The sequence below is a fragment of the Streptomyces sp. NPDC001513 genome (genome assembly GCF_042894695.1).
GTDB lineage: Bacteria > Actinomycetota > Actinomycetes > Streptomycetales > Streptomycetaceae > Streptomyces.
The window spans coordinates 534,829-556,589 of sequence record NZ_JBIAVU010000004.1; the positions used below are offsets into that span (position 1 = coordinate 534,829).

Sequence of the window (21,761 nt, forward strand, 5' to 3'; positions counted from 1 at the left end):
CGGCTACGTCGCCGCGGCCGGCCGGTGGCCTCCGTTCGTGAACGGATCGAGCCGGCGCCGGCGCCGGCTGATCGAGTCGGGGTCCCAGCCCGGCCGGGGTACGGAGGCCAGCAACAGCTTGGTGTACGGGTCCCGGGGCGAGGTGAGGAGCTCGGAGACCGGGCGGTGTTCCATGGTCCGGCCCCGGTACATGACGAGGGCCTCGTCGCATACGTAGCGGACCACGGCCAGGTCGTGGCTGACGAAGACCAGCCCGATGCCGGTGTCGCGCCGGATGTCCGACAGCAGGTTGAGCACCTGCGCCTGCACGGAGACGTCCAGGGCGGACACCGCCTCGTCCAAGACCAGGACGGCGGGTTGCACCGCCAGCGCCCGGGCGATCGCGGCGCGTTGGCGCTGCCCGCCCGAGAGGTGGCGGGGCAGGGCGGCCGCCTCGCGGTCACCGAGCCCGACCTGGGCCAGCAGTTCGCGGACCCGGTCCGCCCGCGCCGCGCGGTCGCGGGTCCCGTGCAGGCGGAGCACGTCGTCGATCGTCGCGCCGATGCTGATCCGGGCGTCCAGGGAGAGGTAGGGGTCCTGGAAGACGATCTGTACGGCCTTGGCCCGGGCCAGCCGCGCCGGTCGGCCCCGTACGGACGCGGCCAGCGGCTCGCCCTGGACGAGGATGCGGCCCGCGTCGGGGCGTTCGAGGCCGACCAGCATCCGGGCCGTGGTGGTCTTCCCGGAACCGGACTCTCCGACGATGCCGAGGGCCCCGCCCGCCCGGAGGGTGAACGACAGGTCGTCGACCGCGACGACCTCGCCACCGCCGGTCCGGTAGGTCTTGCGGAGTCCGCTCACCTGGAGGAGGGGTGCGGTGGGGTCGGTGGTCAACTGTCCTCCGTGCGGGATGCGAGGGAAGGCGCCGGCGGGGCCGCGGCCAGTTCGGCCGTGCGGTGGCACGCGACCTCGGCCGGGCCGTGCCGTTGGAGCGGGGGCGGGGACTGGTCGCAGCGGCCGGGCTCGGCGAAGCGGCACCGGGGTGCGAAGGCGCAGCCGGGCGCGGACTCCAGCAGTCCCATCGGGGCGCCCGGGATGGGGGTGAGGCGGGCGAGCGGGCCCTCGAGCGGCGGTGAGGAACCGAGCAGGCCAGCCGTGTAGGGGTGGCGGGGCGAGGTGAAGAGCTCCCCCACGGGCGCGGTCTCGACGATCCGGCCCGCGTACATCACGTAGATCCGGTCGCTGACCGCGGCCGCGAGCTCGATGTCGTGGGTGATCAGGAGGAGGCCGAGGCCGCGTTCGCGCTGGAGGCGCCCCAGGATGGCGAGGATCTCGGCCTGGGTGCTGACGTCGAGCGCGGTGGTCGGCTCGTCGCAGAGCAGCAGCCGCGGTTCGGCGGTGAGGGCGGCGGCGATCACGACGCGCTGGAGCATGCCGCCGGAGAGCTCGTGCGGGTACTGGTTCAGGTGCCGGGCGGGGTCGGGCAGGCCCACCGCGTCGAGCAGTTCGGCGGCCCGGGCGTCGGCCTGGGCCTTGGACCAGCCGTGGACCAGGCGGAGCGGTTCGGTGAGGAAGTCCCCGACGCGGCGTACCGGGTTGATGGCCGCCCGCGGGTCCTGGTAGATCATCGCCGCCTTGTTGGTCCGTACGTCGCGCAGGGCCGCGGCGTCGGCGCCGACCAGGTCGGTCCCGTCGACCCGCACCCGGCCGCCGATATCGGCGCCCTCCGGGAACAGGCCGAGGGCGGCTCGGGCGGTGACGGATTTCCCGGAGCCGGATTCGCCGACCAGGGCGACGACCTCCCCGGCGCGGACCCGCAGGTCGACGCCGTCCAGGAGGGGGCGGGCCATGCCGGGCAGGGTGACGCCGAGGCCTTCGTATGCGAGCAGTGTCATCAGGAGTCCCTCCCCGCGAGCCGGTCGCCGAGGTTCTCCCCGACGACGTTGAAGGCGACGACCACCAGGACCACCGCCACGGCCGGCGCGATCGCGGACAGCGGCTGCCCCTGGAGCACGGCCGCCTGACCCTGGTTGATCATGGCGCCCCAGTCGGGGGTCGGCGGCTGTACGCCGAGCCCCAGGAAGGACAAGGCGGCGAGGTCGAGCAGGGCGTACCCGAAGTTCACCGTCGACTGGGCGAGCAGGGTCGGGGCGATGTTGGGCAGCATCCGGCGGACGGTCACGAACAGGGCGGAGTGGCCCTGCACTTGATAGGCGGCGATGTAGGGGCGGGCCTTCTCCTGGACGGCGAGTCCGCGGACGAGGCGGGCGGTGTACGGCATGTAGGCGATCGCCATGGCGAGGACCGGCGCCGTCATCCCCTTGCCGAAGAGGGCCACCGCGAGGATCGCCAGGAGCAGCGCGGGGAAGGCGAAGACGACGTCGAGCACGCGGCCGGTGACGGTGTCGATCCAGCCGCCGCGCCAGGCGGTGAACAGGCCGACGGCCGTGCCGAGGAGGGTGGAGAAGAGCACCACGGCGAGGGGTCCGGCGAGGCTGGTCCGGGTACCGGAGATCAGCGCCGAGAAGGTGTCGTGGCCGCCTTGGTCGGTGCCCAGCCAGTGGTCGGCGCTCGGACCCAGGAGGGTGTCGCCGAGGCGGCCGAAGGTCGGGTCCTGGGGCGCGAGCCACGGTGCGAGCAGCGCCACCAGGACGAACAGGACGAGGAGCAGCAGGCAGGTCCGCTGGAGCCGGCTGCCGCCGAGGGTACGGAGCCGGGTCAGCGCGCGACGGCGCTTGGCCGCCGGTGCGGCCGGGGCGGGCTGCGCGGTGTGTGCGGGCTGTGCGGCCTGTGCCGCCGGCCCGGTGTGCGCGGTGGGTCCGGTCATCGTGCGCTCCCCGCCGCGGCCATGCGCGGATCGATCAGCGGGTGCACCAGGTCGACGAGGGCGTTGACCATGACGAACGCGGCCACCACCAGCAGGACGATCGCCTGGACGACCTGGAAGTCCAGCTGGTCCACCGACTGCACCAGCAGGGAGCCCACTCCGGACATCCCGAAGGCGGTCTCCACGATCGCGGTGCTGACGAGCATCCCCGAGACCAGGAGCCCGGAGACGGTCACGATGGGTCCCAGGGCGTTGCGCAGGACGTGGCGCCGGATGACGGTCCGGCGGGGTGTCCCCCGACTGAGGGCCACTTCGACGTGCTCGCGGCGCAGTTCGTCGAGCATCGCCGAGCGGGTCACCCGGGTCACCAGTGCCACGAAGGTCACGGACAGGGCGGCGGCCGGGAGCACGACGTGGTGCAGACGGTCCAGGACTCCGGCGCCGTTCCCGATCGTCGGGAACCAGCCCAGCTGCACGCCCAGCACCGACCTGAGCAGGAGCGCGGCGACGAAGGCGGGCGCCGCGGCGCCCACGGTCACCAGGAGCATCAGGGTGCGGTCGGTCCGCGTGCCCCGGCGCAGTGCTCCCACCACGCCGGATCCGATGCCCACCACGGCGATCATCAGGGCCGCCACGCCGATCAGCAGCATGGACGCGGGCAGCCGCGACCAGATCACCGAGGAGACGTCCTGGTGGAACAGGTACGAGCGGCCGAAGTCGCCGTGCAGGACGCCCTCCAGCCAGTTCCAGTACCGGACCAGGAACGGCTCGTCGAAGCCGTACTGGCGGCGGATCTCGGCGAGTTCCTGCGGGCTGGGGCTGCGCCCCTTCACGAGGAAGGAGGCGGGGTCGCCCGGCGCCAGGAACAGCGAGGAGAAGACGAGGAAGGAGGTGACGAGGAGGGTCGCCGCCATGCCGGCCAGTTTGCGCAGCACACGTCCGGCCCGTGCCACCGCGACCGTCATCCCTTCGCCCCGATCTCGGCCGCCCACGGGTAGTAGAGGTAGGCGATGGACGGCTGGACGCCGGTGATCCGCTTGCCGAGGAACACGCTCACGGGCTGGGTGTAGAGGGGCAGCCAGGGCAGTTCGCGCATCGCTATCCGCTGGGCCTCGGCGTTGGCGGCCATGTGCTCGACGGGGTCGTAGCTCGCGATCGCCTTGTCGACGGCCTTGTCGAAGGCGGGGTCGGACCAGTTGCCGTAGTTGCTGAAGGCGCCGGTCTGCAGGGAGCCGTACATGTCCAGCGGGTCGGTGATGGAGGTGTACCAGAAGGTGAGGAAGAGGTCGATGCCCTCGCGTGCGGCCGGGTCGGTGAAGAGCGTCGTGTACTTCTCCGCGGAGACGGAGTCGATCTGCGGCTTCAGTCCGATGGCCGTGGCGGCCTGGGCGACGGCCTGCGTGATGATCGTCGTCTGGGAGTCCAGCGGGCTGGTCGCGATCACGACCTTCTGGCCGTTCACTCCGGCCTCGGCGGCGAGCGCCTTGGCCTTGGCCGGGTCGTACGGGTAGGTGGGGAGTTCCTTGAGGAGGGCGTCGCGGCTCGCGGCGGGCCCCTCGTTCCACAGGTTGTCGGTGATGAGCGAGTCGGCGACCTCGCCGACCCCGCCGGCGCCGGCCTTGACGATGCCCTCGCGGTCGATGGCCATCAGCAGGGCCCGGCGCACCCGGGCGTCGCCGAGGGGGCCCTTGAGGTTGGCGACGACCTCGTCGGCGACGGTGGTGTTGCGGCCGAAGTAGAGGGTCCCGGCCTGGGTGTCGCGCAGTTGGGAGTAGGCGTTCGGCGGGACCATCCAGCCGCCGTCGACCTCACCGCTCTGGAAGGCGTTGACGCGGGTGGTCGCGTCGGCCAGGAAGACGAACTTCACCTGCCCGGACTTGGCCTTGAGGGCGGGGTTCCAGTAGTCGTCGAACCGCTTGAGGGTGAGGGACTGGCCGGAGGTCCAGGAGCCGAAGGAGAACGGGCCGGTGCAGTTCACACCGGTCTGCGGATTGCCGTAGTCCTTGCCGGACTTGGCGAGGGTGGCGGCGGACTCCACCGTGCCAGGACTGGCGGCGAGGTACTTGTTGAAGGTGGAGTCGGGCTGCGCCAGGGTGACGGTGACCTCCATCGGCCCGGTGCGGTCGACCGACTTCACGTTCCGGAAGGGGTAGGCCCAGACGCTGGCCGTCTCCGGGTCGAGGTTGCGGCGCAGCGAGGCAACGACGTCGTCGGCGGTGAGCGGGGTCCCGTCGTGGAAGCGCACGCCGGGGCGGATCTGGTAGACCCAGGTGGTGGGCGTGGGGTTGATGTACGAGGAGGCCAGGTTCGGCGAGGTCGTCAGATCGGGGTTCCAGCGGAGCAGGCTCTCGCAGACGTTGGCGAGGATCTGGTTGGGCGGGTAGTCGAAGGACTGGGCGTAGTCGATGGTGGTCGGCTCCGCGAAGATCGACCAGGTGAAGGAGTCCACGGTGCCGGTGGCGGCCGGCGTCGCGTCGGTGAGCTCGAAGGCGGTGGCTCCGTCCTTCTGTCCGCCCGTGGTGCCGCTGCACGCGGTGGTGACGAGCAACGCGCCCGCCGCGAGGGCGGTCGCCAGGGCGTGGCGGATCCGGCTGCTGCGGTGGTGCGGCGATCCCGATGTGGCTGATGACATCGTCTGGCTCCCTGAGGGGTGAGCGTGGTGGGGTTCGTGCTGTTCGGCCGGTGGCGGCCCGGCCGGTGACTGCCCGGTCCGCCGGCAGTCCGTGATGGGTGGGTCGGTGATGGGTGGGTCCGTGATCGGTGGGTCGGTGCTCAGTCCGTCGCGGCGAAGACGAGTGCGCCGTCGAGGTAGGTCCGGAGCACCCGGGTGTCGGCGATCTCCTCGGCGGGGTGGGCGAAGGGATCCCGGTCGAGGACGACGAGGTCCGCGTACTTGCCCGCCTCGACGGTTCCGGTGACCTCGTCGAGGTGGTTCACCCAGGCGCTGCCCGCGGTGTAGGCGGTCAGTGCCTGGGAGAGGGTCAGCGCCTGCTCGGGGAAGAAGGGCGGCAGGGGTTCGAAGGTCCCGGACGGGTGGGGGGCCTCGTCGGGTACCGCGCGGTTGACGGCGACGTGGATGCCCCAGAGCGGGTTGGGGCTGCTCACCGACCAGTCGCTGCCGGCGACGAGGCGGGTGCCGGCCCGCTGCAGGTCGCCGAAGGGGTACTGGAGGGCGGCCCGTTCAGGTCCCAGGAAGGGGATCGTCAGCTCGTCCATCTGCGGTTCGTGCGCGGCCCACAGGGCCTGGATGTTCGCGGCCGCGCCCAGGCTCGCGAAGCGGGCGATGTCGTCGGGGTGGACGATCTGCAGGTGGGCGAGGTGGTGGCGGTTGTCGTTGGCGCCGTTGGCCTCCCGGGCCACGGCGAGGGCGTCGAGCACCTCGCGCACGGCGCGGTCCCCGAGCGCGTGGAAGTGGAGCTGGAAGCCCGAGCGGTCGAGCAGGGACACTGCCTGGGTGAGGAGCTCCGGGTCGATGAAGCTGAGCCCGGAGTTGGCGGTGGCGCAGCCGCAGCCGTCGAGGTAGGGCTCCAGCAGGCCGGCCGTGAAGTTCTCGGCGATGCCGTCCTGCATGATCTTGATGCTGGTGGCGTTGAAGCGGCCCACCTGTCCGGTGCGGCGGCGCTCCTCCAGTTCGGGTATCTGTTCCAGGCCGCGTTCGCGGTCCCACCACAGGGCGCCGACGACGCGTGCGCGCAGAGAGCCCTCGCGCGCCGCCCGCAGGTAGACCCCGTAGTTGTCGGGGTTGCCGGGGAAGGCGCCGATCATGGCGTCCTGCCAGGCGGTCACGCCGAGGGAGAAGAGGTGCTCCTGTGCGGCGAGCAGGCCGGCGTGCGCCTCGTCGGGCGTCGCGATGGGAGCGTGGCGGGCCACCAGGTCCACGGCGCCCTCCTGGAGGGTGCCGGCCGGGGTTCCGTCGGCCTCCCGCTCGATCCGGCCGTCCGCCGGATCGGGGGTGGTGCGGTCCACGCCCGAGAGGGCGAGCGCGCGGGTGTTGACCCAGGCTCCGTGGCCGTCGCGGTTGGTGAGCATGACGGGCCGGTCGGGCACCACCGCGTCGAGCATGGCGCGCGTCGGCGTGCCCCCGGGGAAGACGTCCATGGACCAGCCGCCGCCGCGGATCCAGGCCGCCCCGGGGTGTTCCCCGGCGTACGCGGCGACCACGGCCAGGTAGCCGTCGACGGAGCGCTCCTCGCTCAGGTCGCAGCCGAGCATCTGGACGCCGGCCACCGCGGGGTGGACGTGGGCGTCCTGGAACCCCGGGACGAGCAGTCCGCCCGCGAGGTCGACCACCTCGGTGTCCGCGTCCGCGAGGGAGCGGACGCCGGCCTCGTCGGTGACGGCGAGGATCCGTCCGCCCCCGATGGCGACCGCGGCGTCGACCGGCGCCGGCCCGGTCGCGGTGAAGACCTTCCCGCCCACGAATACGGTGTCGGCCCGCTGCCTGTTCTTGGACATCGACGCATCCTCCGGCTCGGCGGGCAGACCCGCACGGCTTGTTTGTTGAGGAGGAGTGAACGGGAGCGCAACATTGTTGTCAACGGTGTTGCGCTGCCTCCGTTCCACATCGTTACACTGGCCCCACCATGCCGAAGTCATCCGACGCACCCGCCCGGTCCAAGCGCGCGGGCAGCCAGCTCACACCCGACGCGATCATCGAAGCGAGCCTGCGCATCGCGGCTCGCGGCAGTGCGGACGCGTTCACCGTCCGGCGCCTCGGCGAGGAGCTCGGCGCCGACCCGACCGCGATCTACCGGCACTTCCGCGACAAGGACGAGCTGCTGCTCTCCGTCGCCGACCGCACGCTCGGCGAGGTGCTCGACAGCATCCCCGACGGGCTCGACTGGAAGGGCCGGCTGCGGGCGCTCGCCGACGGCTCGCTGGAGGTGGCGCTGAAGTACCCGGTGGTCGGATCGACCATGGCCAGCCGGACCACCCGGCGGCCCAACGAGTTCCGGGTGGTCGAGCTCATCCTCGGCGCCGTCAGGGAGGCCGGGCTCGACGGCGCCGAGGCGGCCGTCCACTACCGGATGGTCGGCGACTCGCTCCTCGCGTACGTCGGCCAGCGCGCCGCCTACCTGCTGTTCGACCCGGACATCAGGGCGGCCGACGAGTCCTCCTGGAGCCGGGAGTACCGCCTGGTCGACGCGGAGGGATTCCCGAACATCACCCGACTGAGCGCGCAGCTCGCCGAGGTGACGGACGAGCAGATCTTCCAGGCCAGGGTGGAGGCGCTGATCACCGCGATCGAGAAGCGGGTGGAGGACCTCCGCGCCCGGTAGGACCGGCCGGGCGCGGGCGGGGTCAGCCGACGCAGCCCGGGACGGCGCCGGCGGGGCTGCAGTTGTTCGGCCGGTTGTCGCGGACGACGTCGCCGTTCAGGGTGAGGGTTCCGGACGCCTTGAAGATGCCGCCGCCGTCGCCCGCCCGGTTGTGGGTGATGGTGTTCCGTTCCAGTGTGGTGGTGCCGTCGGGACCCCCTGCGGTGTAGAGGCCGCCGCCCTGGGCGGTGCCGCCCTTCGCGGTGGCGGTGTTCCGCAGGACCTTGTTGCGCCTGGCCGTCAGGGCGCCGCCGTCGGGGTTGTCGAGGCCCGCGCCCTGAGCCGTGCCGTTCGGCGCGTCGACGGTGTTGTCTGTGATGCGGCTGTCGGTCAGGTCCAGTGCGCCGACGGGGCCGAGACGGACCCCGCCGCCGCGCGCGTCGCCGCCGTGGGCCACCGCCCGGTTGCGGCTGATCTCCACCCCGGTCACCGTCATGAGGGCGTTGTTCGCGATGCCCCCGCCCTGGGCGAAGCCGTGCGGGGCGTCGGAGGTGTTGCGCGTGATGGCGCCGCCGGTCACGGTCAGCCTGCCGGGCTCGGGAATGCCGTTGGCCACGGCCCCGCGGGCGAACCCGCTGGGGGCGAAGGACCGGTTCCCGCTGACGGTGGTGTCCTCGACGGTCGTCTCGGCGAAGCTGATGATGCCGGCCCCGAAGGCGAAGCTCTCCTTGGCCTTCGTGACGGTCGCGGTGTTCCCGGTCAGCCGGGAGCGGGTGACCGTGAGCGGGCCGTCGTTCGCGATGGCGGCGCCCGCGGCGACGCCGCCGACGTCCGTGCCGCTGTAGACGACGCGGTTCCCGCTCACCTCGGTCTCGCTCACGCTCCCCGTTCCCGGGTTGTCGATGCCGCCGCCCTGGGCGTACAGGTCGGATCGGGACGTGTTGTCGGTGAACCTGCTGTGCGTCACCTTCATCGTTCCGGCATTGGAGATGCCGCCGCCGCAGGCAATTCCCGGAACATCGGGGAACGCGGGGCAGTCCGTGGCGAAGCCGCCGCTCACGGTCGTGCGGGTGAGCGTGAGGTTTCCGGTCCCGGCGACGAAGAGGATCCGGAACTTCGGCACCTTGCGGTCGCGCCCGTCCCGCCTGATCGTGGCGCCGTGCCCCTCGATGGTGATCTCCCCGGTGATCACCGGCAGCCCGTTGCCGGGGTGCACGGGGTCCGGCGCCGTCAGCGTGTACGTGCACTTGTCCGCCAGCCGGAGCGTGTCCGGTCCGGGTGAGGCGTTCGCGGCGTTGATCGCCGCGACGAGATCCGGCACCGCACAGCGGACCTGCACCATGGCGGCGTGAGCGGCCGGGACGGGGACCGTCACCAGCGCGCCCGCCACCAGGCCGATGACGGCCGGGACATGCCGACGAGACATCCGAGACTCCTTCTGAGGCTGTGACCGGCCGTCAGGGACCGCGGCCGGCCGTGGCCAGCCGACCATGCGCGACCGCCGTCGGCTTCCCCGGGTGATCCGTACGGGCGGGCGGACAGCCCGTACGGATCACAAGGACGCGCGAACGGCCCAAGCCGTCGGGGTGGTGCGCCACCCGCCCACCTTGATCACCTCACCGCCGAAAAGCGCTGGCCAGAAACATCGCACATATGTACTCTGAGCAGGCGTCAAACCTGAGCATGTTCAAAAACACAAAAATGGGGGGGCCGGTGCGTAATCGCCGACTCATGCTTTCCACCGCCGCAATCGTCGCGGCCGGTGTCGGACTCGTCCCGGGCGTCGCCAGCGCGACGGGCCAGGACGGAGCCAAGGGGACGGACCACCGGGGGGTGTCCGTTCCCGACCTCGATCTGAACAAGATCGCGGCCAAGGCGTACAAGGAGGGAACCACCTCCAGCCCCGCTTCGAAGACGGTCCACCCGGCCGCCAAGGGCAACAAGCAGGCCGCGGACGCAGCCGCCGAGCCGACGGTCTCCCTGGAGGCCGACACCGTCAGCGCCCACGGCGTGGAGCTGCGGCTCGCCGTCACCAGCGACCCGGGCACCGCGCTCGGCGTGCTCGTCGAGTGGGGCGACGGCAGCCAGATACAGGTGGGCGCCAACGGCCCCACCAACCTGACCGAGAACCACGTGTACGCCAAGGCCGGCGTCTACACCGTCAAGGTCTCCCTGGTCGACGGCAGCGGAGTCCGCGGCACCAACCAGATCGTCCTGGCGACCGCGGGCAACGAGTTCACCCCGCACACCCCGACCCGTCTGCTGGACACCCGCGCGGGCATCGGCGCGCCGGCGAAGAAGGTGCCCGCCTTCGGGACCGCCCGCATCAAGGTCGGCGGCGCCGCGCAGATCCCGGCCGGTGTGACCGCCGTGGCCCTGAACGTCACCGTCACCAACCCCTCCAAGGACGGACACGTCCGCGTGTACGCCGAGGGCGGCGAGGTGCCGACCACGTCGAACGTCAACTACACCCCGGGGCAGACCGTCCCGAACATGGTGATCGCGTCGGTCGGCCAGAACGGCTACGTGGACATCTACAACCACGGCGCGGGCGAGCTCGACCTCATCGCCGACGTCACCGGCTACTTCTCCAAGTCCGCCGCCAACGGCTACACCTCGCTCGAGCCGAGCCGTATCGTCGACACCCGCGAGGGCCTCGGCACCAGCCAGGGCAAGGTCGCGGGCTACGGCACCTTCAACACCCCGGTGCGCGGCCGCGCGGGCGTCCCGGCGACCGCCACGGCCGTCGCGCTCAACGTGACCGTCCACGAGCCGAACATGGAAGGCCACCTGACCGTCTACCCCGGCGGCCCGGCGCCGACCTCGTCGAACCTGAACTTCGGCCAGGGCCAGACCATCGCCAACTCGGTCATCGTCCCGATCGGCCCCGACGGCAAGATCAGCTTCCGCAACGGTGCCGGAGCCGACACCCACGTGATCGTCGACGTCGTGGGCTACTACAGCCCCGAGAGCCAGAGCGCGCTGATCCGCACCGCCCCGAGCCGCTGGTTCGACACCCGTGAGTGGGGCAGCCCGCTCGAGGGCCGCTCCTACATCTACGGCCGGGTCGCGGGCGGCGACACGAACGTCACCGCGCTCGTCACCAACGCCACCGTCACCAACCCCGAGGGCACCGGCTTCCTGACGGTCTCCCCGGACCCCAACTCGTGGGCCGCCTACGAGGGTGGCTGGGAGACGTGGCCGACGCCGCCGAACTCCTCCAACCTCAACTGGACCTACCGCAAGACCGTCCCGAACCTGGTCCAGGCGAGCTCCGGCGTCAACAACGTGATCGACTTCTGGAACATGGGCTACCAGTCCACGGACCTGCTCGTCGACACCTTCGGCTTCTACGCCAAGAACTGACGCCCGGCCCACCGGCAGGACCTGCCGGCTGAACCGCCCGTACGGCGCTCCGGGAGCGGACCCCAGTGGTCCCGCTCCCGGGGCGCCGTACGGCGTTTTCCGGCACGGCCCCGGCGGCACCGAATCAATTCGACGGAGTCAGCCGCTCCCACAGGAACGTGTGGACGAGGGCCTCGTTGAAGGCGGTCTGCCGGTGGTCGGTGGCGCCCGCGTGGCCCCCGCCGAGGTGCTCGTGGAAGAGGACCGGATGCCCGAACTCGCGCAGCCGGGCGGCCATCTTGCGGGCGTGGCCCGGGTGGACGCGGTCGTCGCGGGTGGAGGTGAGCAGGAGCAGCGGCGGGTACGCCGGCCCGTCCGCCCGGACCTGGTGGTACGGGGAGATCCGCTCCAGGTGGGGCCGGTCCGCCGGGCTGTCGGGGTCCCCGTACTCGGCGATCCAGCTGGAACCCGCGAGCAGCTTGTGGAAGCGGAGCATGTCCAGCAGCGGCACGTGGGCGACGACCGCGCCGAACAGTTCCGGGTCCCGGGTGAGCATCGCGCCCATCAGCAGCCCGCCGTTGCTGCCGCCCTCGATGCCCAGCTGGGCGGGGGTGGTGATGTCCCGGGCGGTGAGGTCCCGGGCGACGGCGGCGAAGTCCTCGTACGCCCGGACCCGGTTCGCGCCGAGGGCCGCCCGGTGCCAGTCCGGCCCGTACTCGTGCCCGCCCCGGATGCCCGCGACGACGTAGGTGCCGCCCCGCGCGAGCCAGGCCCGCCCGGTGAGCGCGCTGTACTGCGGGACCATGGAGATCTCGAAGCCGCCGTACCCGTAGAGCAGGGTGGGGCCGGGGCCGGGGCGGTCCTCGGGTCCCACGACGAAGTACGGGACCCGCGTGCCGTCCGCGGAGGTCGCGAAGTACTGGCGCACGGTGAGGCCGGCGGTGTCGAAGAGCGCCGGGCTCTGCTTGAGGCTCTCGCCGTCGCCGCCGGCCGTGCCCCGGTGGAGGGTGGACGGCTGGAGGAAGCCGGAGACGAGGTGGAAGTACTCGTCGCTCACGTCCGGGTCGGTGGAGGTGACCGAGGCGGTGGACAGTGGCGGTACGCCCGGCAGCGGGGCCCGCTGCCAGCCGCCGGGCCCCGGGGTGAGGAGCTCCATCCGCGAGGAGACGTCGGCGCGGGTGCCGAGGATGAGGTGGTTGCGGGTCCAGCTGTATCCGGAGAGCGCGGTGCGCTCGTCGGGGGTGAACAGCACCTCGGCCTCCCGCTCCCCCGCCAGGAAGGCCTCGAAGCCGAAGGCGAGCAGGCTTCCCGCGGGGTGGCCGAGCCAGGGTGTCTTGGGGGTGACGGTCAGCCACTCCCGGTGGACGGAGGCGCCCGCGTCGTCCGGTACGTCGATCTTCAGGGGCGGGCCGGCCGGGTCCTCCGGGAGGAGGAAGAGTTCCTTGTTCCAGAAGTCGATCTGGCGGTGGACGAAGTCCCGTTCGAAGCCGGGGGTGTCGTCGTGCCATGCGGTGGCGGACAGGTCCGTGGGCCGGCCCTCGTAGACCGGCTCCGCGGCCGCGAGGGGGGTGCCGCGGCGCCAGCGGCGCACCTGGAGGGGGTAGCCGGACGCGGACATCGAGCCGGGGCCGAAGTCGGTCCCGATCCAGACCTGGTCGTGGTCGATCCACCCGATCCGGGTCTTGGCCTCCTCGACCGTGAACCCGTCCTCGACGAACTCCAGGGTCTCCAGGTCGAACTCGCGCACCACGCAGGCGTCGGCGCCGTCCCGCGACAGCATGACCAGGGCGTGCCGGTGTTCGGGGGCCAGGACGCCGCTGCCGGCCCAGGCCCACTTCTCGTCCTCGGCCTCGGCCAGTGCGTCCAGGTCCAGGAGCACCTCCCAGGCCGGCCGCTCCGTGCGGTACTCCTCGAGCGTGGTGCGCCGCCACAGCCCGCGCACGTGGTCGGCGTCCTGCCAGAAGTTGTAGAGGTGGCGGCCCCGGCGGACGACGTACGGGATCCGGCCGTCGTCGTCCAGCACCTCGCGCATCTCCTGTTCGAGCACCTTGAACCCGGCGGTGCCGGTCAGCGCCTCCACGGTCTCGGCGTTGCGCTCCCGGACCCAGGCGAGGGCGGCCTCGCCGGATACGTCTTCCAACCAGAGGTAGGGGTCTTCATCGCTCATCAGGCGATTGTGCAGGAAGACGGGCCGCGCGCAGGGCCGAGTGCACCGACCAGACCACCGAGACCAGCGGGACCGCGACCACCGCGCCGACCACTCCGGCGGCGATGGCCCCCGCGACCACCGAGATCGCCACCACGAGGGGGTGCAGTCGCACCGCCCGGCTCATCACCAGCGGATGCAGCAGATGGCCCTCGATCTGGCCGATGACCACGATCAGCGCCACCACGATCGCCGCGACGAGCGGCCCCTGCGCGGCCAGCGCGACCACCGCGGCGATGGCCAGGGCGACCGGCGAGCCGATGAGGGGGATGAAGGCCGCGAAGAACTCCAGTACCGCCAGCGGAACGGCCAGCGGGACCCCGAGGAAGTACAGTGCGACCCCGACGAGGACGGCGTTCGTCGCCGCGACCAGCAGGATGCCGTGGGTGTAGCCGGTGAAGGTTCGCCACGCCGCCCGCCCGCCGATCGCCACCCGCTCGCGCGCCGGCTCGGGCAGCTGCGCGCAGAACCACGACCACTGCCGGTCGCCGCCGTGCAGGAAGAAGACCGAGCAGAAGACGGCGAGGGCGAGGACGGTCAGCACGTGGACCAGCCGCCCGGCTCCGCTGACCGCCTGGCTGAGCACCGTGGAGCGGTGGCTGGAGAGGTACTCGCCGATCCGGGACTGGACGTCGGAGAGCGCGCGCGGGTTCAGCCGGAAGGGCGGCCGCTCCAGCCACGCCTCGATGCTGGCGAGTCCCTGGCGGAACTCCCGGGCCAAGGTGGTGCTCTCCCCCGCCACGGCCTCGCCGACGAGCGTCAGGACGCCCAGGACCAGCAGCGCGCTGGCGACGAGGGACACGGCGACGGCGAGCGTGCGGGGCACCGTGCGGGCGAGGCGCCCGGTGGGCGACCACAGCAGCGCCGCGACGACGAGACCGAGGAAGACGGCCACGGCGATCTCGTGGAAGCGACCCAGCACGGCGAAGACCGCGTAGACGGCGGCGCCGACGACCAGCAGGCGCCAGGCGTACGACGCGGCCGTACGCAGGAACGGTGACACCGGCGGCATGGTCCATGGATGCCACCGCCCGCCCGCGTTGCCACGGGCGGGGCCCGTGATTCGCCCGTCCGGGGCGGGCCCGCGGGCGCTCCGGCGGCCCGTGTCCGGCGCCTGAGCGGGGAAAACCCTTTGCGCGGGCGCGGGCGCACGTCGACGATGGCCTCTCGTGAGTACTTCCCGCCTGGCCACCCTTTTGCCCGACCTCGCCCCGTTCCGGTCCGGTCGTGACTTCCGGCTGCTGTTCTACCAGGGGACGGTGACGTACTTCGGCTCCTTCATGGCCATGATCGCGCTTCCGCTGCAGATCAAGCACCTCACCGACTCGCCGCTGGCCGTCGGCGCGATGGGTGCGGTGGAGCTGGTTCCGCTGGTGGTCTTCGGGCTGTACGGGGGCGCCCTCGCCGACGCGGTCGACCGGCGGCGGCTGATCCTGCTGACCGAGGCCGGGCTCGGGGTGCTCGCGCTGGTGCTGCTGGTGAACGCGGCCCTGCCGGATCCGCTGCTGTGGCCGCTGTACGTGGTCGCGGCCGGCGTGTCCGCGCTGGCCGGGCTCCAGCGGCCGGCCATGGACTCGCTGATGGCGCGGATCGTGCCGCACGACCAGCTGACCGCGGCCGCCGCGCTCAACGGGCTGCGCTACCAGTTCGGGGCGATCGCGGGTCCGGCGCTGGCCGGTCTGGTCGTCGCGTACGCCGGGTACGCCTCGGCCTACTCCATCACCGTCGTCGGCTTCCTCGTCTCCGTGGTGCTGTGTCTGCGGCTCAGTCCGGCGCCGCCGGTACGGGGCGCCGAGCGCCCGTCGCTGCGCGGGATCGCCGAGGGCGCGCGGTACGCGTGGAGCCGGCCCGTGCTGCTGGGGACGTACGCCGTCGACCTGGCGGCGATGCTCTTCGCCTTCCCGAACGCGATCTTCCCCTTCCTCGCGGACGAGCTGGACGCGGTGTGGGCGCTGGGGCTGATGTACGCGGCGGGGGCGGTGGGTTCCCTGGTGTTGGGGCTGACCAGCGGCTGGGTGTCCCGGATCCGGCGGCACGGGCTGCTGGTGGTGGCCGGGGCGACGGTCTGGGGGCTGGCCATCGCGGCCGCGGGTGCGTCCGGCGGCATCTGGGTCGTCCTGCTGTGCCTCGCGGTGGCGGGCGCCGGCGACATGCTGAGCGGGCTGGCGCGCGCCACGATCTGGAACCAGACGATCCCCGAGGAGCTGCGGGGCCGGCTCGCGGGGATCGAGGTGCTCTCGTACAGCGTGGGCCCGCAGCTGGGCCAGGTACGGGCGGGCACGATGGCCGGATGGACCGGTACCCGGCCGGCCTTCTGGAGCGGCGGTCTGGCCTGCGTGGCCTCGGTGGCGGTGCTGGCCGCCCTGCTGCCGAAACTGATCTCCTACGACGCGGACACCGACGGGGACGCGCTGCGCCGCCGGGCGGCCCGGGAGGCGGAGGCGAGCGGCGCCGTGGCCTGACGCCCGCCCGGGCTCAGCCTTCCTTCTCGGCGAGGATCCGGTCGGCCGCGTAGTGCGGGCAGTTGCCGGCGTGCCAGGTCACCGAGAGCGAGCAGGCTCCGGTCCGCAGGGTCCGCACCGCGCCGTCGGCGGCGGTGGCCTTACAGAAGGGGCACACGACGGTCTCCGGGCGCAGTAGATCGAACATGCCGTGTCCTTCCCGCAGCATTCTCACACCGGACCAGTCCAGAACTATCAAATCCGGCGCCATTCGGCCCCAGTACCCACAAGTACGGATGGGTATTGGAGGCCGTGGCCGAGCGGGAAGAGCGGTGGAACGGCGACGGGGAGGCGTCCTCGGGCGGCTGCCGCGCCGGCGAGAACCCGGGCTGCGGACCGGAGTTCGGTGTCGCTCCACGAGTAGAGGGCCAGGCTCGCCGTCACGTCGGGAAGATGGACGATGTCATAAGGGTTGCGCAGCGCCACGGCGATGACGGGGACGCCGGTCGCGGTGAGCCGGTCGACCAGAGCGCGCTGGGCGCTGTGCGCGCCGAGGTTGTACGTGCACACCAGCACGGCGTCGTGGCCCCGGGCGGCGGCCTCGGCACGCGCGATGCCCTCGGGGGTGGGGGCGAGGCCGGTGGGGGCGGCGGCCGCGGTGAAGCCGAGCCGTACGAGGGCCTCGGCGAGCACGGTGGTCGGCGCGGCGGCGGTGCCCGCGCCCGTCGGGGCGGCCGGGTCGGCGCCGGTGACCAGCAGGCAGCGGTGGCCGGCGGGTGAGAGCGGGAGCAGGCCGCCCCGGTTGGTGAGGACGGTGGTGGCGCGCTCGGCGATCCGGTCCGCGGCCGTCAGGTGCGCGGGGTTTCCGACGACCGCGCCGACGGCCGCGCCGCCGACCGAGCCGAGGCCCGCGCCGAGGCCCCGGACGGTGTCGAGGAGGCCGAGCGCCTGCTTGAGCCGCAGGATGCGCAGGACGGAGCGGTCGACGCGCTCCTCGGTGAGTTCGCCCGCACGGACGGCCCGGATCACCGCCTGATGGGCGCGCGGCAGGCTGGGCGGGTTGAGGAGCTGGTCGCAGCCGGCCAGCAGCGCGCGGACGGGGATCTCGTCGTCGCGGTACTTCTTGCGTACGCCGGCCATGCCGAGGGAGTCGGTGACGATCACGCCGCGGTGGCCCAGGCGTTCGCGGAGCAGGCCGGTGACGACCCGGTGGGAGAGGGTGGCCGGGTCGCCGGAGGGGTCGAGGGCGGGGACGACGATGTGGGCGGTCATGACCGAGCCGACGCCGGCGGCGACGGCGGCCGCGAACGGGGGTTCGTCGAGGGCTTCCCACTCGGCGCGGGTGCGGTCCAGGACGGGCAGGCCGGTGTGGCTGTCCTCGGCGGTGTCGCCGTGGCCGGGGAAGTGCTTGGCGGTCGCCGCGACTCCGGCGTCGCGGTAACCGCGGATCTGGGCGGCGACGAGCGCGGCGACGGCCTTCGGGCCGGACCCGAAGGAGCGCACGCCGATGACGGGGTTGGCGGGGTTGGTGTTGACGTCGGCGACGGGCGCGTAGTTCTGCCGGATGCCCATCGCGGCCAGTTCCGTGCCGGCGATCCGGGCGGCCGACCGGGCGTCGGCGGGCGCTCCCGCGGCTCCGAGTGCCATCGCGCCGGGCAGCAGGGCGGCCGGGGGCCCGATGCGGGTGACGGCGCCGTGCTCCTGGTCGGTGGAGATCAGCACCGGTACCGGAACGGGCTGTGCCAGCGCCGCCCGCTGGATGCCGGCGGAGAGGGCGGCGACCTGGAGGGGGTCGCGGATGTTGCGGGTCCAGGCGTAGTAGGCGATCCCGCCGACCTGGTACCGGGCGATCAGCTCGGCGGCGTCGGCGACGCCGTGCAGGCTCCGGTTGGCCCGCTCGTCCGCCGCGTCGGGGGCGGTGGCGCGGTGCCCGTGGACCCGTACCACGAAGAGCTGGCCGACCTTCTGCGCCAGGTCCATGGCGCCGAGCAGAGCGTCCGGCCCGTCCGTGGTGCCGGCGACGGCACCGCCGGCGTCCGCCATCGTCAGCGCGGCGCCCGTCACTGCCGCGGACAGGAACGCGCGGCGCGAAGTCCTCATGGAGCGGACGGTAGTCATCCGCTTTCCCCGATCCGGCCGCGACGCGCAGGAACGGTCGTGAACGGTGCGGGTCCGGTCGGTTACCGTCGCCTGGTGAAGCCGACGCGTGGTGTCGCCCGGGCGCTGCCGGCCGCGCTGCTGACCCTGTTGCTGCTGGCGGCGCCGGCCGCCTCCCCGGTCCAGGCCCAGGACCGGGCCCGGCCCCGGGCCATCGGGGGCGAGGTCCCCGTGCGCGTGGTCTCGTACAACATCCACGCGGGCATCGGCTCCGACGGCGTCTTCGACCTGGACCGGCAGGCGGCGGTCCTGCGCGCCCTGCGCGCCGACGTGATCGGACTGCAGGAGGTGGACGTCCGCTGGGGCGACCGCAGTCGCTGGCTCGACACGGCGCACGAGCTGGGCAGACGCCTGGGGATGCGCGTGTCCTTCGCCCCGATCTACCGCATCGGCGGGCGCGAGTTCGGCGTGGCCGTCCTGTCCGGGCACCCCGTCCTGGCCGCGGAGAACCACCGGATCACCCGGCTGTCGACCCAGACCGCGGACTCCGCACCGGCACCCACCCCAGCTCCGGCTCCCGGATTCGGTGAGGTGGCGCTGCGGGTGCGGGGCGCACCGCTGCGCGTGTACGTGACCCACCTCGACCACCGCGCCGACCCCTCGGTGCGGGCGACGCAGGTCGCCGAGATGCGGCAGATCATGCGGCGGGGCTCCGGTCCGAAGGTCCTCCTCGGCGACCTCAACGCCCCGCCCTCGGCGTCCGAACTCGCCCCGCTGTGGCGCGACATGACGGACGCGGATCCCCGCGCATCCACCTATCCCGCCCGCACGCCGGTGAAGCGGATCGACTACATCGCCGTTTCGGCGGGCGTGGGCGTCCGCGGGGCGCACGTCGCCGAGACCCTCGCCTCCGACCACCGACCCGTCGTCGCCGACCTGCGGCTGCGCCGCTGATACGCGCGGAAGGTTACTCGCGAGGAAACACCGCCTTTGGCTATGGTGAGCGCCCTCGGTCGATCCCCCCTTCGGATCCATAGATCAAAGACGGATCCGATGCGTCGATCGAAGGACACTCCCCCACCCGGGACATGAATACGCAGTGCAGAGCGACGCGGCGTCGGCAACACCGCCCGGCGTCGGCTCGGTACGAGCCGGCCTGCCCTCGTCCTGTCACCCAGGACTGGAGGGCGGCTGTCTTCTCATTCACCTACCTCGCGAAGGCAAGGCAGAGATGGCACGAATGCCCCGTCAGTCCTCCCGTCGACCGCGCACACCCGCGCACACGCACACGCATGCGCACCCGGTCGACGAGCTGCTCCCGATCCCCCGGCTCGCCCTGTACGGCTTCCAGCACGTCCTCGCGTTCTACGCGGCGGCGGTCATCGTCCCGGTCCTGCTCGGGAACGCGCTGGGCCTCTCCCGCCAGGAGCTCGTCCACCTCATCAACGCGGACCTGCTGACCTGCGGCGTGGCCTCGATCATCCAGGCCCTCGGCGTCTGGAAGGTCGGCGCCCGGCTGCCCCTGGTCCAAGGCGTCACCTTCACCGCGGTCTCACCCATGATCGCCATAGGTACGGGCGCCGGGGGCGGTACCGCCGGCCTCCTCGTCGTCTACGGGGCGGTGATCACGGCGGGCATGGCGACCTTCCTCTTCGCGCCGCTCTTCAGCAAGCTCGTCAAGTACTTCCCGCCTGTCGTCATCGGCACGATCCTCACCATCATCGGCATCACTCTGATCCCGGTGGCCCTCCAGGACGCCGCCGGCGGTGCGCACCTCATCGGCACCCCCGCGTACGGGGATCCGAAGAACCTCGCCTACGCGCTGGGCACCCTGCTGTTCATCCTGGCCGTGGTCCGGATCGGCAAGCCGTTCCTGAGCAGCCTGGCGGTCCTGCTCGGGCTCGTCGTCGGCACGGCGGTCGCCTGGCTCTTCGGCGACGCCGATTTCACGGCGGTGCGGGAGACCGACTGGTTCGGGGTCACCACGCCCTTCCACTACGGCATGCCGCGGTTCGAGCTGCTCCCGATCGTCGCCATGCTCGTCGTCGTCCTGATCACCATGGTGGAGACCACCGGGGACGTCTACGCGATCGGCGAGATCACCCGCAAGAAGGTCGACGCCGACACCGTGGCCCGGGCGCTGCGCGCCGACGGCGCGGCGACGGTCCTCGGCGGCATCCTCAACTCGTTCCCGTACGTGGCGTTCGCCGAGAACATCGGGCTCGTGCGCATGTCCAAGGTGATGAGCCGGTACGTGGTCGTCGCGGCCGGTGTGTTCATGGTCGTGCTGGGGCTGCTGCCGAAGGCGGGCAGCCTCGTCGCCTCGGTCCCGCACCCGGTACTGGGCGGGGCGGCGCTCTCCATGTTCGGCATCGTCGCCGCGGTCGGCGTGCAGATCCTGGGGAAGGCCGATCTGCGCGAGGAGCGCAACACCCTGATCCTGGCGGTCAGTCTCGGCGCCGCCCTGCTGCCGACCACGGTCGCGCCGTTCTTCGACCGGATGCCGGACGACCTCCGGGCGGTCCTCGACAGCGGGATCACGCTGGGCGCCCTCACCGCCATCACGCTGAACCTGCTCTTCAACGTCTTCACGCGCCGCACCACGAGGGAGATCGACTGGGACGGCATGGGGGAAGACGGGGCGCCGGAACCGGAGTTCGGGGCGCACCCCGCCCGCTGAAGCGGGCTCCCGGTCCAGGGGCACCGCGAGGCCGGGAGGGGCGAGGGCCACCCTCCCGGTCCGCTCCGGCCTGCCTACCTGCCTGCCCGCCGGTGGCAGGCGGCCCGTCAGCGCCCGCCCAGCGGGAACGGCGAGGCCTCGCCCTCCTCGCCGATCAACTCCCAGAAGTGGTCGACGAGTCGGCGCAGGTAGGCGGCGCGCTCCGCCGCGATCTCCTTCAGCCGGGCGTCGTCGTTGCGTGCGACGAGGTGTCCCATGTACCGCTCCGAGAACCGCGAGAACTCCCCGTGCATCGTGCGCAGCGCGTCCCCCACGCTGGTCGCGTCCACCACGACGATCTCCGCCACCGGGTCCACGTACGCCTTCCACCGTCCGGCGACGGCCGATCTCAGGTGCTCCGTCAGCTCGTCCACCCGGCCCATGATCCCGATGAGCTTGCGCAAGGACAGGCCCAGGGCCTCCACGAGCGCCCTGGTCTGCCAGGCGTCGCCGTGCCAGTGCTGCGCCGCTTCGGCCGCGCGGTACTCGGTCGGGTCCATGCCTATGCGGTACGCCAGCCGCTCCACGGTGAGCCGGCGGGCCAGCCGGTGCTCGGCGAGGGTGCGCGGTTCGATGCCCATCAGCGCCGTCGCTTCGCACCACAAGACGTCGGCCAGGGCGAAGAGTTGGCGGTCGGTGGGGATCTCGGAGCCCTGCTCCCAGGCGAGGACCAGCTGCGGGTGGACGGGTGCGCCGCAGGTGGCCATGAAGTGGGCCACCTGGGTCGGGGACAGGCCCATGCGGGCTCGTGCGGACCTGGCCTCGGTCGGGGAGAACGGAGTGCTGTGCACGGACGCGACACCTCGCAGCATCCTCGGACGCGAGGCGTGCGAGGGGAGGACGGATCGATGGATGAACACCAAGCGCGGGCACAGTAACAGATGTTCAG

Annotated in this window: 17 protein-coding genes; 5 read left to right on the forward strand and 12 right to left on the reverse strand. The window is 72.4% G+C overall.

What is annotated here, in order from left to right:
• Positions 1-3: 3 nt before the first annotated feature.
• From ACFYZ4_RS11735 to ACFYZ4_RS11760, 6 genes are all read right to left on the reverse strand, one after another.
• Positions 4-873 (reverse strand): ATP-binding cassette domain-containing protein, encoded by an 870-nt coding sequence (locus ACFYZ4_RS11735; RefSeq protein ID WP_351291831.1) that lies wholly within the window; start codon positions 871-873, stop codon positions 4-6.
• A complete protein-coding gene (locus ACFYZ4_RS11740; protein ID WP_351291833.1) occupies positions 870-1,874 on the reverse strand; it encodes an ABC transporter ATP-binding protein in 1,005 nt (334 codons plus the stop codon). The genes ACFYZ4_RS11735 and ACFYZ4_RS11740 overlap by 4 nt, the downstream gene beginning before the upstream one ends.
• A complete protein-coding gene (locus ACFYZ4_RS11745; RefSeq protein ID WP_384345056.1) occupies positions 1,874-2,806 on the reverse strand; it encodes an ABC transporter permease in 933 nt (310 codons plus the stop codon). The genes ACFYZ4_RS11740 and ACFYZ4_RS11745 overlap by 1 nt, the downstream gene beginning before the upstream one ends.
• Positions 2,803-3,771 (reverse strand): ABC transporter permease, encoded by a 969-nt coding sequence (locus ACFYZ4_RS11750; RefSeq protein ID WP_384345059.1) that lies wholly within the window; start codon positions 3,769-3,771, stop codon positions 2,803-2,805. The genes ACFYZ4_RS11745 and ACFYZ4_RS11750 overlap by 4 nt, the downstream gene beginning before the upstream one ends.
• Positions 3,768-5,438, reverse strand: coding sequence for an ABC transporter substrate-binding protein (locus ACFYZ4_RS11755; RefSeq protein WP_390783791.1), 1,671 nt, complete (start codon positions 5,436-5,438; stop codon positions 3,768-3,770). The genes ACFYZ4_RS11750 and ACFYZ4_RS11755 overlap by 4 nt, the downstream gene beginning before the upstream one ends.
• A gap of 140 nt (positions 5,439-5,578) precedes the next feature.
• Positions 5,579-7,261: an amidohydrolase gene (locus ACFYZ4_RS11760; protein WP_390783792.1), complete on the reverse strand. Its 1,683-nt coding sequence runs from the start codon at positions 7,259-7,261 to the stop codon at positions 5,579-5,581.
• 128 nt (positions 7,262-7,389) lie between these two features.
• Between ACFYZ4_RS11760 and ACFYZ4_RS11765 the strand changes: the two genes are divergently transcribed.
• A complete protein-coding gene (locus ACFYZ4_RS11765; protein ID WP_384345069.1) occupies positions 7,390-8,085 on the forward strand; it encodes a TetR/AcrR family transcriptional regulator in 696 nt (231 codons plus the stop codon).
• 22 nt (positions 8,086-8,107) lie between these two features.
• Here ACFYZ4_RS11765 and ACFYZ4_RS11770 read toward each other — a convergent pair whose 3' ends face one another.
• Positions 8,108-9,490: a hypothetical protein gene (locus ACFYZ4_RS11770; protein WP_390783793.1), complete on the reverse strand. Its 1,383-nt coding sequence runs from the start codon at positions 9,488-9,490 to the stop codon at positions 8,108-8,110.
• 305 nt (positions 9,491-9,795) lie between these two features.
• On the opposite strand from ACFYZ4_RS11770, the gene ACFYZ4_RS11775 reads away from it, so the two are divergent.
• Positions 9,796-11,430, forward strand: coding sequence for a hypothetical protein (locus ACFYZ4_RS11775; protein ID WP_390783794.1), 1,635 nt, complete (start codon positions 9,796-9,798; stop codon positions 11,428-11,430).
• Positions 11,431-11,554: 124 nt separating this feature from the next.
• Here the strand turns inward: ACFYZ4_RS11775 and ACFYZ4_RS11780 are convergent, their stop codons facing one another.
• Together ACFYZ4_RS11780 and ACFYZ4_RS11785 are read right to left on the reverse strand one after the other, a co-directional pair.
• Entirely contained in the window at positions 11,555-13,576 is a 2,022-nt protein-coding gene (locus tag ACFYZ4_RS11780) for a prolyl oligopeptidase family protein (RefSeq protein ID WP_390783795.1), read from the reverse strand.
• The gene (locus ACFYZ4_RS11785; protein ID WP_384345080.1) at positions 13,566-14,627 is read right to left on the reverse strand and encodes an AI-2E family transporter; all 1,062 of its coding nucleotides are present in this window, start codon (positions 14,625-14,627) and stop codon (positions 13,566-13,568) included. The genes ACFYZ4_RS11780 and ACFYZ4_RS11785 overlap by 11 nt, the downstream gene beginning before the upstream one ends.
• Positions 14,628-14,784: 157 nt before the next feature.
• Between ACFYZ4_RS11785 and ACFYZ4_RS11790 the strand changes: the two genes are divergently transcribed.
• Positions 14,785-16,077, forward strand: coding sequence for an MFS transporter (locus ACFYZ4_RS11790; RefSeq protein WP_390783796.1), 1,293 nt, complete (start codon positions 14,785-14,787; stop codon positions 16,075-16,077).
• A 13-nt stretch (positions 16,078-16,090) separates the two neighbouring features.
• Here ACFYZ4_RS11790 and ACFYZ4_RS11795 read toward each other — a convergent pair whose 3' ends face one another.
• Positions 16,091-16,264, reverse strand: coding sequence for a hypothetical protein (locus tag ACFYZ4_RS11795; protein WP_351291855.1), 174 nt, complete (start codon positions 16,262-16,264; stop codon positions 16,091-16,093).
• Positions 16,265-16,311: 47 nt separating this feature from the next.
• Positions 16,312-18,156, reverse strand: coding sequence for a glycoside hydrolase family 3 protein (locus ACFYZ4_RS11800; RefSeq protein ID WP_390783797.1), 1,845 nt, complete (start codon positions 18,154-18,156; stop codon positions 16,312-16,314).
• Between the two features lie 93 nt (positions 18,157-18,249).
• On the opposite strand from ACFYZ4_RS11800, the gene ACFYZ4_RS11805 reads away from it, so the two are divergent.
• Together ACFYZ4_RS11805 and ACFYZ4_RS11810 are read left to right on the forward strand one after the other, a co-directional pair.
• Positions 18,250-19,107, forward strand: coding sequence for an endonuclease/exonuclease/phosphatase family protein (locus ACFYZ4_RS11805; RefSeq protein WP_390783798.1), 858 nt, complete (start codon positions 18,250-18,252; stop codon positions 19,105-19,107).
• Between the two features lie 277 nt (positions 19,108-19,384).
• Positions 19,385-20,833, forward strand: coding sequence for a nucleobase:cation symporter-2 family protein (locus ACFYZ4_RS11810; protein WP_390783799.1), 1,449 nt, complete (start codon positions 19,385-19,387; stop codon positions 20,831-20,833).
• A 107-nt stretch (positions 20,834-20,940) separates the two neighbouring features.
• On the opposite strand, the gene ACFYZ4_RS11815 is transcribed toward ACFYZ4_RS11810, so the two are convergent.
• The gene (locus tag ACFYZ4_RS11815; RefSeq protein ID WP_351291859.1) at positions 20,941-21,663 is read right to left on the reverse strand and encodes a helix-turn-helix transcriptional regulator; all 723 of its coding nucleotides are present in this window, start codon (positions 21,661-21,663) and stop codon (positions 20,941-20,943) included.
• Positions 21,664-21,761: the final 98 nt, after the last annotated feature.

What these genes read in the sequence shown, in the direction of transcription:
- ACFYZ4_RS11740 (WP_351291833.1), bottom strand. Translation starts at nt 1,874, where the DNA reads ATGACACTGCTCGCATACGAAGGCCTCGGCGTCACCCTGCCCGGCATG.
- ACFYZ4_RS11760 (WP_390783792.1), bottom strand. Translation starts at nt 7,261, where the DNA reads ATGTCCAAGAACAGGCAGCGGGCCGACACCGTATTCGTGGGCGGGAAG.
- ACFYZ4_RS11745 (WP_384345056.1), bottom strand. Translation starts at nt 2,806, where the DNA reads ATGACCGGACCCACCGCGCACACCGGGCCGGCGGCACAGGCCGCACAG.
- ACFYZ4_RS11775 (WP_390783794.1), top strand. Translation starts at nt 9,796, where the DNA reads ATGCTTTCCACCGCCGCAATCGTCGCGGCCGGTGTCGGACTCGTCCCG.
- ACFYZ4_RS11810 (WP_390783799.1), top strand. Translation starts at nt 19,385, where the DNA reads ATGGCACGAATGCCCCGTCAGTCCTCCCGTCGACCGCGCACACCCGCG.
- ACFYZ4_RS11750 (WP_384345059.1), bottom strand. Translation starts at nt 3,771, where the DNA reads ATGACGGTCGCGGTGGCACGGGCCGGACGTGTGCTGCGCAAACTGGCC.
- ACFYZ4_RS11755 (WP_390783791.1), bottom strand. Translation starts at nt 5,438, where the DNA reads ATGTCATCAGCCACATCGGGATCGCCGCACCACCGCAGCAGCCGGATC.
- ACFYZ4_RS11780 (WP_390783795.1), bottom strand. Translation starts at nt 13,576, where the DNA reads ATGAGCGATGAAGACCCCTACCTCTGGTTGGAAGACGTATCCGGCGAG.
- ACFYZ4_RS11795 (WP_351291855.1), bottom strand. Translation starts at nt 16,264, where the DNA reads ATGTTCGATCTACTGCGCCCGGAGACCGTCGTGTGCCCCTTCTGTAAG.
- ACFYZ4_RS11770 (WP_390783793.1), bottom strand. Translation starts at nt 9,490, where the DNA reads ATGTCTCGTCGGCATGTCCCGGCCGTCATCGGCCTGGTGGCGGGCGCG.
- ACFYZ4_RS11765 (WP_384345069.1), top strand. Translation starts at nt 7,390, where the DNA reads ATGCCGAAGTCATCCGACGCACCCGCCCGGTCCAAGCGCGCGGGCAGC.
- ACFYZ4_RS11800 (WP_390783797.1), bottom strand. Translation starts at nt 18,156, where the DNA reads ATGAGGACTTCGCGCCGCGCGTTCCTGTCCGCGGCAGTGACGGGCGCC.
- ACFYZ4_RS11785 (WP_384345080.1), bottom strand. Translation starts at nt 14,627, where the DNA reads ATGCCGCCGGTGTCACCGTTCCTGCGTACGGCCGCGTCGTACGCCTGG.